This window comes from Bifidobacterium jacchi (assembly GCF_009078285.1).
Classification (GTDB): Bacteria; Actinomycetota; Actinomycetes; order Actinomycetales; family Bifidobacteriaceae; genus Bifidobacterium; species Bifidobacterium jacchi.
This window is the reverse complement of sequence record NZ_RQSP01000057.1, coordinates 1-9,842: the sequence shown is the minus strand read 5'-3', so window position 1 is coordinate 9,842 and position 9,842 is coordinate 1. Positions and strand designations below refer to the sequence as shown.

Annotated in this window: 8 protein-coding genes and 1 tRNA gene; 2 read left to right on the top strand and 7 right to left on the bottom strand. The window is 52.2% G+C overall.

Annotation, left to right across the window (positions count from 1 at the left end; all coding sequences use genetic code 11):
* Positions 1-359 precede the first annotated feature (359 nt).
* Positions 360-447: transfer RNA gene (locus tag EHS19_RS09780), tRNA-Ser, on the top strand.
* 341 nt (positions 448-788) lie between these two features.
* Positions 789-953, top strand: coding sequence for a class A beta-lactamase-related serine hydrolase (locus EHS19_RS09775; RefSeq protein ID WP_241677203.1), 165 nt, complete (start codon positions 789-791; stop codon positions 951-953).
* Between the two features lie 9 nt (positions 954-962).
* On the opposite strand, the gene EHS19_RS09770 is transcribed toward EHS19_RS09775, so the two are convergent.
* The 7 genes from EHS19_RS09770 to EHS19_RS09740 all read right to left on the bottom strand — a co-directional run.
* Positions 963-1,760 carry a hypothetical protein gene (locus EHS19_RS09770; RefSeq protein WP_151917580.1) on the bottom strand — a complete coding sequence of 266 codons (798 nt, stop codon included), beginning with the start codon at positions 1,758-1,760 and terminating at the stop codon, positions 963-965.
* A 27-nt stretch (positions 1,761-1,787) separates the two neighbouring features.
* Positions 1,788-2,807 carry a transglutaminase domain-containing protein gene (locus EHS19_RS09765; protein WP_151917579.1) on the bottom strand — a complete coding sequence of 340 codons (1,020 nt, stop codon included), beginning with the start codon at positions 2,805-2,807 and terminating at the stop codon, positions 1,788-1,790.
* A gap of 66 nt (positions 2,808-2,873) precedes the next feature.
* Complete coding sequence (locus tag EHS19_RS09760; protein WP_151917578.1) at positions 2,874-4,439, bottom strand: Ig-like domain-containing protein; 1,566 nt, start codon at positions 4,437-4,439, stop codon at positions 2,874-2,876.
* Positions 4,436-7,630 (bottom strand): ATP-binding protein, encoded by a 3,195-nt coding sequence (locus tag EHS19_RS09755; protein WP_151917577.1) that lies wholly within the window; start codon positions 7,628-7,630, stop codon positions 4,436-4,438. Before EHS19_RS09755 ends, EHS19_RS09760 begins: the two co-directional genes overlap by 4 nt.
* A 64-nt stretch (positions 7,631-7,694) precedes the next feature.
* Positions 7,695-8,264, bottom strand: coding sequence for a nucleotide exchange factor GrpE (locus EHS19_RS09750; protein ID WP_151917576.1), 570 nt, complete (start codon positions 8,262-8,264; stop codon positions 7,695-7,697).
* Between the two features lie 64 nt (positions 8,265-8,328).
* The gene (grpE, locus tag EHS19_RS09745; RefSeq protein ID WP_151917575.1) at positions 8,329-9,387 is read right to left on the bottom strand and encodes a nucleotide exchange factor GrpE; all 1,059 of its coding nucleotides are present in this window, start codon (positions 9,385-9,387) and stop codon (positions 8,329-8,331) included.
* Positions 9,388-9,407: 20 nt separating this feature from the next.
* A partial coding sequence (locus EHS19_RS09740) for a DNA/RNA non-specific endonuclease (protein ID WP_175578415.1) occupies positions 9,408-9,842 on the bottom strand: 435 nt, incomplete at its 5' end.

Sequence of the window (9,842 nt, the reverse complement as noted above, 5' to 3'; positions counted from 1 at the left end):
GGGGTTGGGTTGGGGTTGGCGGGGTTGGTGGGATTGCCTGGATTGCGGCCGGAGCCGGTACTGTTGGATTCGATGTTCTTCTCGATGTTCTTCTCGTCAGACATAACGTGAAAGCCTACCGCGTGGCGGTGTCTTTGTGAAGGGCGCTGGGCGAACTGCGGACTGCGGCGGAACGCGGACTACGGCGGAACGCGGACTACGGCGGCTGCGGCGGGCAGCGGACCACGGACCACGGACCACGGCACGCGGCGGCGGAATGCAACCGGCGACACGCCGATGCCGCTGGTTTGCGCGCAAGCACACACTCGTGGTATTTTATTCGAGTTGTCTGTTTCGGGCATGCCCGGAGGATGACTAATGGAGGATTCGCCTAGTGGTCTATGGCGCACGCTTGGAAAGCGTGTTGGTGTAACAGCCTCACGAGTTCGAATCTCGTATCCTCCGCCATCGCCCTTTCCCCACCCAAAGGAAAAGGGCTTTTTCATTGCCAAAACGGCGGAATTTCAACGATTTCAAGCCATTCCGCCGATTTCCACCAATCTGCCCGCTCTCCGTTTTGACCCGTCTCGACCCGTATTCCGGGGTACCATAGTCGGTAAATTAAGCGGTACCATCCCACGCCTAATCCAGAGAACGCGCCACGCCGTGATGAGCCTGCCAGTTGTCACTCATAAGACCACGACTTCTTCTGCGGGTCTGCGGCAAACATGCACGGCCCACACGCAACAGCGTCACGCACACGTCCCGGACAAGCCACGCGGGCACTTCAAAGCGTCGCCCGACTGCCGGTGGCGAACAAGACCGGCGAGCTGGCTGTTGTGCAGAACGACGTCGCGATCGTCTACGACGCTCGCCCGTATGCGGTCTCCGTGATGGTGAACGGCGTGGATGAGTCAGCCGCCTCAAACATCGCAACGCTCTCCGCAAGGGTGTACCAGACGTTCGAGAAGTAAGATCATCCTTCACAGAGCTTTACGCGCACTTTGCGCTGACAACAATTCCGTGATAGCAGTGGCATAGTACCCCGTCGCCTGCTCTGATGTAAAAGCACCATAAATGGATAGGATATCTGGAATAGATACATTGTTCGTGTTCATTCCATCGCAGTCCCCACGCCAGCCGAAACTTACCACTGCGTAGATAACCATATAGCAACGAAAGTCCTGACGTTCTTGTTCGGAAGCCCGCAGAAGATCGCAGATCCACGCGTCGTTTCCCACCCCATCATGCATGCGGGGAATCGCATTGTCACACCACTTGGCGATGGAAATGATCGCGACACCTGCTAGATGCCATACAACAGACGGTAACGCAGTCAGCATATCGTCCTTAATGACGCAACAAATCAATAGTGATGCCGAAGTCACGATCATCAGCGAATTTCCGACGATACCCCCCAGAATGAACCACCGGTACCGGTGGAGTCTTCCCACATCCGTATCAGTAGTTGGCACCATTACAGTGAAAAACTTCATTCCACGCACAAGCAAGCAATGCCATCGGTCATCGTCAGACGGACAGCACTTGAGGTTATCCCGGCAAGCCTCTATTCTACAGGGCTCTCTTAGCACCGTCTTGGGATCAGTCTCCGGTGCGAGCAAAAGGAAAAACCCCAGTCTCACCGCGACCAAACGATATCTGTCAATCAGGCCACCAATCACATGTCCAAGCTCATGTAACACCAGATTGAGGGATAACCCGAGTAAGACACCTAATGCCAACGATATAACAGGAAACCCACAAAAAATGGACGTCGTCATATATATGCCCATCCATTGACGAGTCAATCAATGATATACCGGCTGGATATCAAACACCAACTGCTCGGGAATTGACTCACACCGAAAGCCACTGAGTCGCGTATATCTGCATTGAGAGGCTGCCTTGTATACAATCTCATTTAAATCGGACCCAATCTTCTGCGCAAAAGGAGAATCACGCTTCACTTTAAATAACACGAACGGTTCCTCCGTATCGAATCGGTCTTTTAGCAAGCGTTCTAACTGCACACGTCCGTCCACCAGTGAATCATTCATACGAAAATAATTGTATGGATCGTCTGGACTCGTTGGCACCAGTGAACGATCCCATCTGTGGTCGCGGGACATCGTCTCGTCATCCACATTCAGATACCCGTAATTGGGGATATCCCCGTTCATGGAGAACTGGTTGTCCCATGTCACATCAACATGATGCCATCGACCACCAAGACACACCATATTCCATGCATGAGGGCCGCTCGACATCACATTGCTGGCAGTGCCTCCGATCGTGCAGCACTTCACCCCGACACGGTCACACAGCATCTTCATGGCCTTGGCGAATCCGGAGCACACTGCCTTCCCCCGCAGCAGCGGCCCCACCACTGTATGGGATTCCGCAATACGTGGGTCCCGAGCAACCATACGGTCGTTGGCCGCGGCCGCCTCATCATCGTACTGAGCCGTACACGCCAGATAATCATGTAGCACCAGCACTTTGTCGTAGTCGGATTGATGGTCGTTAATGCGCTCGCGCACCACCTCTTCGACCTTTCTTGCCAGTTCTCCGGCAATCTGTGACGCTTGTTCACGCGGGTACAGGTATGATGGCTGAATACTTCTGCCTAACAATGAATAGGCGACGGCAAACTGCTGACTCACATAGAACAGTTCAGGCCGGTTCCTCAGAATGTCCTGAAGCATATCCTCATCCACGCCATCTGCAAGGATGCGGGGGCTCATGGACCGTAAATCGGCGACGATAACGTCATATGTATGTCGGCTACGGGAATCAAGCCGTTCGTAATACGTCACATCAATCATCATGCTCTCCCCGTACCATGCACTTCCCCGCTCTTTTCACACGAAAATTCGCCTTGGGATATAGGTTCCTTATTGGAACAGTCCCTTACGCCTCACGGAGACGGGAATCCAACGGTTCACCATCCCATCCGACGTACTGATTCGAATAATCGTCTCACCGACCCCCACACCTACAATATAGCCGCCTCTATACTGTGCCACCGCGGGATCCTCACTGACGGCTCGCAACAGATCAGCCCCGCAGGCGTCCGCGGGCACTGCAGCGAATCGCCAAGGAATCTGGGAGCCCGCCTCGACTCTCACGCTGTCCGCACTGACTTTCACTCCACGCATTACAGGACGCACCTCTACCCGCGCATACGTCTCGGTCTCGGCTGTGAACACACGGATGCTGGTGTTCCCAAACCCTACGGCGTGCAGCTTTCCACCATTATCCACTCGGACCACGGATGGATCATCGGAACTCCATCTCAGTTCATCGACGTTCGTCGCATCCGCGGGAATGATCGACAGTTCGAAGCGACCGTCACCGTTCACGGGCATGGTCTTCACCGATGGGAACAAGGTCAATCCACGCACCAACAACCGGCTGCGAACCATAACATCCCGCCGATACTGCGGTTCCACCGCGCTATTCACCGTCACCGCGATATTGGTTTTCCCGGACCGTACAGGATGAAAGGCGTCACCATCGACAGCTACCACCGACGGGTCCGCGCTTGTCAGCAGCATCGAAGAAGGTACAATCCCCTGCGGTATCGAGCGGATACCCGGTCGATACGTCCTACCGACGTCCATGACATCCGGCATATCATCGACATGAAAGGATGCATCGATCAGGCAAAGCCTTCCGAATGCATCGGAATCCTCGGCCATCGCTCTACGGGACGATCTCCATGCCGCATCCGACAACATCGGGCACAGTAACTGATCATCGATGACGCCTGACACGATAGGGACGATGTCATCGCTCTCCGTATACATCGTCATACCGTTCTCGTCTCCTCTGACTAATGCGGAATGATCGGATGCAATCAGCACTAGATTATATGGTGCTCCCGCGCAGGTGAAGGCCTCCGTCAGTTCGTCGGATGCCAGTAGCACCGTCATATCGTCATGACATGCGGGACGAGTCTCGCCTTGTGCATGGAATCGAACAGATACCGCTTCACAGACCGACATGCTCACTGCATCCCCGTCGAACGAACAGGATGCATCGTTCTCGACCAACAATTCCAGCAGGGCGGCGCAGGATCCCTCCATGCCTGCCGCTTCCGACAAACCAATATGGAATTCCCGATTCTCCAATGATGCCGGACTTAGGGATTCCATACGATGCAATCGTTCTAACACCCCTTCTCGAAACATGGGCTCATCATTGTCGACGGCGACGCAGCGCGGACATCTTGCAGCCAGAATCCGCATCATGCCGTAGCAAAAGCTGTTCGAATGCACTTCCAATGTGAAATTATCATTGATCTCATTCGCAAGTAGGTCAAACAATACCGGGGCCCACTCCAGCAAACGGACATGCCGCAGACGGCGAAGCGAGCTAAACCGCGACAAAGGCTCCTTATCCACAGTCACATCCAGTTCAGGAAGGAACGGGTTATAAGAGAGTCGAACGGCCTTCATCGAGCACCGCCCTTCTCGTTAACCAAAGGTTGTTTGAACAATCCCGTGTAGATTGTGCGGAATCGTGTTTCCCGAGAATTGGATTCCGCATTTCGTCTGGCGAGCAGCACATAGCGCAATGCATGCCGGGCAGTCCGCTCGTCCCGGAACTCCACATAGGAGGGCAAGTTCCGAACGACCACACTAAACCAATTCCTGAGTTTTCGTAGATCTTCCTTGGACACGCCGTTATGCTCGAGCTGATTCACCTCGTACGTGCCGATGTTCAGAGGCACAGCTTCGAACAGTCCGTCACACTCCATCAGCACTCTCAATTGTCGGGCAACTGCGGGACGGCTGGCGATACGATCGAGACGTGGATCGAAGTAAGAGCAGAAATCATAGACGTTCCCAATCAGTTCACGCTTCTTGTATTCGTTGAGTCGTGACCGTTGAATCAGCGGCAGCATCTCATCCTCGAACTGGAATCCATCCTCCGCCGCGATGCCAGATTCGAACTCATTGATGATTTCGCTGATGACCTTTCCCTTGACCACGGCGCTTTCCTCCGGTTTGGACACCACGTCATCGCGATGGTAGCGTTCCTTGCTTTTATCGATGTTCACCAGCACAGCCTCAACCCAATTGTTCTGGTATACAGCGGCCACGCCTATCGGGAACCGACTTACCTCTTTGATCTGCGAATCGTTCAGTCCGAGGGAATGCCCAGCGAGGATCTCATCATCATGGTCGGGAAGGCGCATGATGATCTTGGTATTGGTATTCTTGATGGCAGATATGTCCACGGCCGTTGGGGATTGGTCCACGATGATGAATCCTTCCCCATAGGTTCGCATTTCGGCGATGGCCGATCCGATCATCTCCACGGATTTGGCTTGGACGTTTGCCCCCTCGGCCCCACCTTCCGGGGCCTTCTTAAGAATGTTGTGTGCTTCCTCGAGCACGGTGACGTGGCTGAGTTCCTTATTCTCTCCTCCTTGGCACATGCGGTACTCGTTCAGCTTCAGGATCATCACGCCCATTATCAGGGATTTGGTCTCCAACGATGAGACGCGACTGAGATCGACGATCGTGTTGCGATCGAACATATCCTCATCAACGATGTCGTCGTCCGAGCACAGCACCTGTCCGCTGATGCCGTTAGTCAGCGACTTGACTCGCGTCACCAGTGCACCGGTATAGTCGCCCTTGGAATCGGACGAGTAGGCGGAGCTGTTGATAATACGAGGCAATGCCTCCAACACATCGGCGAATGTGGGAAATCGCTTCTCCGATCCGTTTGGAATGCGTATGGAACGGTTCAGATCCCACCCGCAGGCGATGTAGGCGCGTTCGAACGCCTCTTTGAGTATGGCCGGCATGGCAGCGTATAACGGCCAGCAAGCATTGAAGATCTCTATCAACCGGTCGAGGTGCTCCAACACATGAATCTTCGGATCAAACCGGAACGGATTGATCCGAAGCATCGAGAAGTACCTGGGGTTGGTGCAGTAGATGTTGATTCCAGGAAGATTGCCGTAGTACCGCTTGTATTCACCTTTGGCAGGCTCGATGACCAGGAAGGGCACCTCGTTGCGGATCATCTCGTCGAGGATGCGGTACGTCGTGTTCGATTTTCCGGAACCTGTAGATCCCGTGATGAAAGCATGAGAGCGGAAGCTCTCCAGATCCAGTCTGATGCGGGTCGACTCACGCTCGCCCATGTGGAAGACGTTGCCGAATTCCACGTACCGCTTACTCCTGTTCACGACATTGGAGGAATAGCGCACGTTGCGACCAAACGCCGCCATGTCGAGCACGGTGACGCCAGGCACCGAATGTTTAGGAAGTCCCATGATATAGGGAATTTCATTGCCACTGATCAGGCTACAGGGGGTCACCAGCTGCTCATCCACCTTTACCTCATCGTAGGACGGAGGCACTTGGAATCTGGGATGACGGCAGTATCTCAGGTATTCCAGCACCCGTGATGTACTGTCGTCATCGTTGTCAGCATCCCAGACGTTCACGTACGAGTCCTCGACGGCGGAATCATAACCCGCCATCAACGCCTTGTAAGTGCTTGCCCCCATCACGGCGGTCTGCACATCATCAGAAATGAAATAGCACGCCATGTCCCATAATCCGAATGATTCGCAGTTCCTGATGCGCTTGAGGTTGTCATCGATACGTTCGAGCACTGTCTTGACGGACTTGTCCTCGCTGGTCACCGTAATCGATCGGCTGTCCCCAGTCGTGACCGTGTCAGACGACGATGTGGAGCTGCCCGTCGTATCGGATGTTCCTTCAGTGACAGCGTTGGCCCATGAGCTGCCGGAACTGAAGCCGGAGGATGTACTGCGGTTAAAGCCGAATCCAAAGATACCGAAAGAGTATCCCTTGCTGGTCGTGTTGGACGTACTTTCGAATTGGCTGTTCGTATTGCTGATACTGTTATTGAGTGTCTTGGAGAAATTCTCACTCATCGATTGGGCAATGGCTCGACTGGCATTCTGCCCATAGGAGAGCTGCAATTGAGCGAACGGAGACAGTGAGCTGTACAGCTGTTCCAATCCGGCTTTGCGTCGTTCCAGCACATCCTTGCCCAATGGATCAGCGAGGAACATGGCGGTGTACGCCATGCCCTTCATCGTGTCGATGAGTTTCTCGATACCCTGCACGTTCCGCTTCTTGTCCTGATCGCGCATCGATGGAACGATGGACACAGAGGCCACGTTCCGGGTTGCGCCGAAACGATTTCGCTTATTGATATCTCCCAAGACAGAGCACAGGTCTTTCTGGCTCACTAGTGTGACATCGCTGCCGGGGAAATTGCCTTTGAGGCTGCGCTCCAACAAAATTTGTGCCGTTGGAGCGTTACGCTCGGACCGAACGCCAACATAGAATCGTAATCCCTCTTCAGTGCCTTTGAGCACCAGCACCGCGGAAGCCCCGACGTTCCCAATCGAACTGTACACACTGATGAGCTTGTCATTAGCAATCTCATCGACGTCATAGACGATACGCCCTACCTCGAACAGACGAATCGTGGAGTCGGATCTGAAGTCGTCATCCATCAGTGCGACCGGATAATCATGCAGATCAATGAGATAATTCTTGTTCACGAAGGCATCGGCGTATAGAAGTCCCATGCGCATAGTGGCATCAGCGATCTCGTCGTCCGTGATCACTTCGAATTGTCTTTCGTCCACATTGCCTCCTCGGCATTGGGATGTCCCTCTACTGAAGGAACATCCCCATCACTGGTTCACAATGTCACTTCTGAGCCAAGCTTCCCTTATACACCTTGATCTGCTCGGGACGGATTACCTTGGAACCATGCTCGTAGCCAGGCGCCAGACGTTCCGCCACCGTGTTTATCTTGAAGTCGTCATCAGTTTCAACCGTTTGCAAAATCTTCTGGCGGCGAGGATCCACAGCATCTCCGGGAACCGTATATGGCTCAACGCCTTGACGGTATAGTATTGCCTCCATTGACGACGGCAGACGCTTCAGCACCTTCAGTAAACGCGCATAACGTTCGGCATCGTCGATGTCGCTGGACTCTCCCAACTTGGTATATCGCCAGACATCGCCGTTGATCCTGTCGATCAGTTGTATAACGTCCAAAATCATCATGTCGGTGATTCGATTGACCGTCTCGCGACGGTACTTGCCCAGTTGCCGCTCGAGATTGTCGAACAGCTCATGCTGATGGGCGTTAGCCTCAGCCTTGTCTTCGATGGCCTCTCGCAATTGATTAAGACGTTCAGACAGGTCCTTGAGCGCCACGCCATCAGCCATCGGCGTCTGCTCACCGTGTTCTGCAGTTTCGTTAGTATCCATTGGTTCTCCTTATGATGACGGGACTCTCCGCTCCGCTATCAACATATCCAGAATCCGGAAGGCATCACTTGTCACCGTCCTGCGCGGATATATCGGTCTGCTTGGCGGCAAACGATTTATCGTACCGATACTCCAAAACACGCTCGGGGCGAATAACCTCGCCGTCACGCTCATAGCCCTCGTCCACGCGCGCGGCGATCTTGCCATCGGCGGCTTTATTGGCAGTAGGTACGATGCGAATCACTTTCTGACGACTATGGTCTATAGGACCCTTGGGTACGATGTAGTTTTCGACGTCATGCCCATATAGGATATCCTGCAGATCCTCGGCGGCGCCGGAAAGGATGCCCAGCATACGTCGGTAGTTATCGGCGTTCGGCTTGACCGATTCGAACGTCCTTATGTGCTTTCGTGTCGAATCGATGAGCCTAATCAGGTCAATGGCAATATCGTCGATACGCTTATCTACTGAACCATTCTGAAAATCAACCAGCTCACTGTGCGCGTGATCGAACATATCCTGTTCATATTTGTCGCCGACGATTCGCTCATTAAACAACTCACGAATATCGTCGATTGACTGCTTCAGAGTTTCAGCGTTAATAGATAATTCTGCAATTACGCCGGATTCGGATTCAATTACCACAGGAGCATCATTATCAATGCCCACAGACATTGAGGCAGAAACGGAATCAGATCTGTTCCACTTTTTCTTTTCATCCTGAAACCAAGACATGAACGGATTAAAATACTCCCCACCATTTGTTTCAAATGGCTTTGGATCATATGTAACATCAGAATCAAATGATCCAGTATCCAGAAAATACATCATTTTTATTTCAGTAGGAATCTTCATACCATTCGATTTACACAAAGGAATGATTTCTTCAGCAATACTCCTCCCTTTATCTAATAAATCAAAACAAGTCTCCCGATTCCCAATAACAGTTAAACTGGATGCCACTTTACTATCGGTTCGATAAAAGAAATTAAACTCTCTTGTAGATCCATCCATACCCACAAAGACATATATTACTTTTATCGCTTTACCTGAAACAGCATTCACACAAAGAGAAATAAGGTTTCGCTGAATTTTCATGAATTCAATCTCAAAGTCTGCCATATATAATCTCCTTTTTTCTACTACACACCACTCTCAGTATTTCTAAACTTCCGAGATTGCAACACCTCCTCTCCGTTATCATCGAGCTCTATCCAGCTAACCTTAAATCCAGTGGGGCGCTTGTTATCATCATACTCGATTCTGATATCCACATCTCGAATAGGTTCGCCATATCTCTTAAATTTATTACCTTTTTCCGGATCACGAAAATCGCTGATCTTCTTTGCCCAACCATCCTCCATATTATGCCATGCGCCACCAGCTTCATTCAGACGGCCATTCTGAGCGATAACATTGTCCAAATCCCAAGACCCACCAAATTGATCACCAATAATATGCCCTCTATCGTCAACCTTGAACGATTCATCACCGTTTTCGTTAACATGAGTCCTTTCTTTAATTGAGTCTTCGCCAGTTTGTGTGGTGGTGTTGGGGTCGGGGTGTGGGTGTGGAGG

Bases quoted from the DNA above. Each gene is read 5' to 3' on its own strand.
- EHS19_RS09770 (WP_151917580.1), bottom strand. From the start codon at position 1,760: ATGACGACGTCCATTTTTTGTGGGTTTCCTGTTATATCGTTGGCATTA.
- EHS19_RS09765 (WP_151917579.1), bottom strand. From the start codon at position 2,807: ATGATGATTGATGTGACGTATTACGAACGGCTTGATTCCCGTAGCCGA.
- EHS19_RS09760 (WP_151917578.1), bottom strand. From the start codon at position 4,439: ATGAAGGCCGTTCGACTCTCTTATAACCCGTTCCTTCCTGAACTGGAT.
- EHS19_RS09750 (WP_151917576.1), bottom strand. From the start codon at position 8,264: ATGGATACTAACGAAACTGCAGAACACGGTGAGCAGACGCCGATGGCT.
- grpE (WP_151917575.1), bottom strand. From the start codon at position 9,387: ATGGCAGACTTTGAGATTGAATTCATGAAAATTCAGCGAAACCTTATT.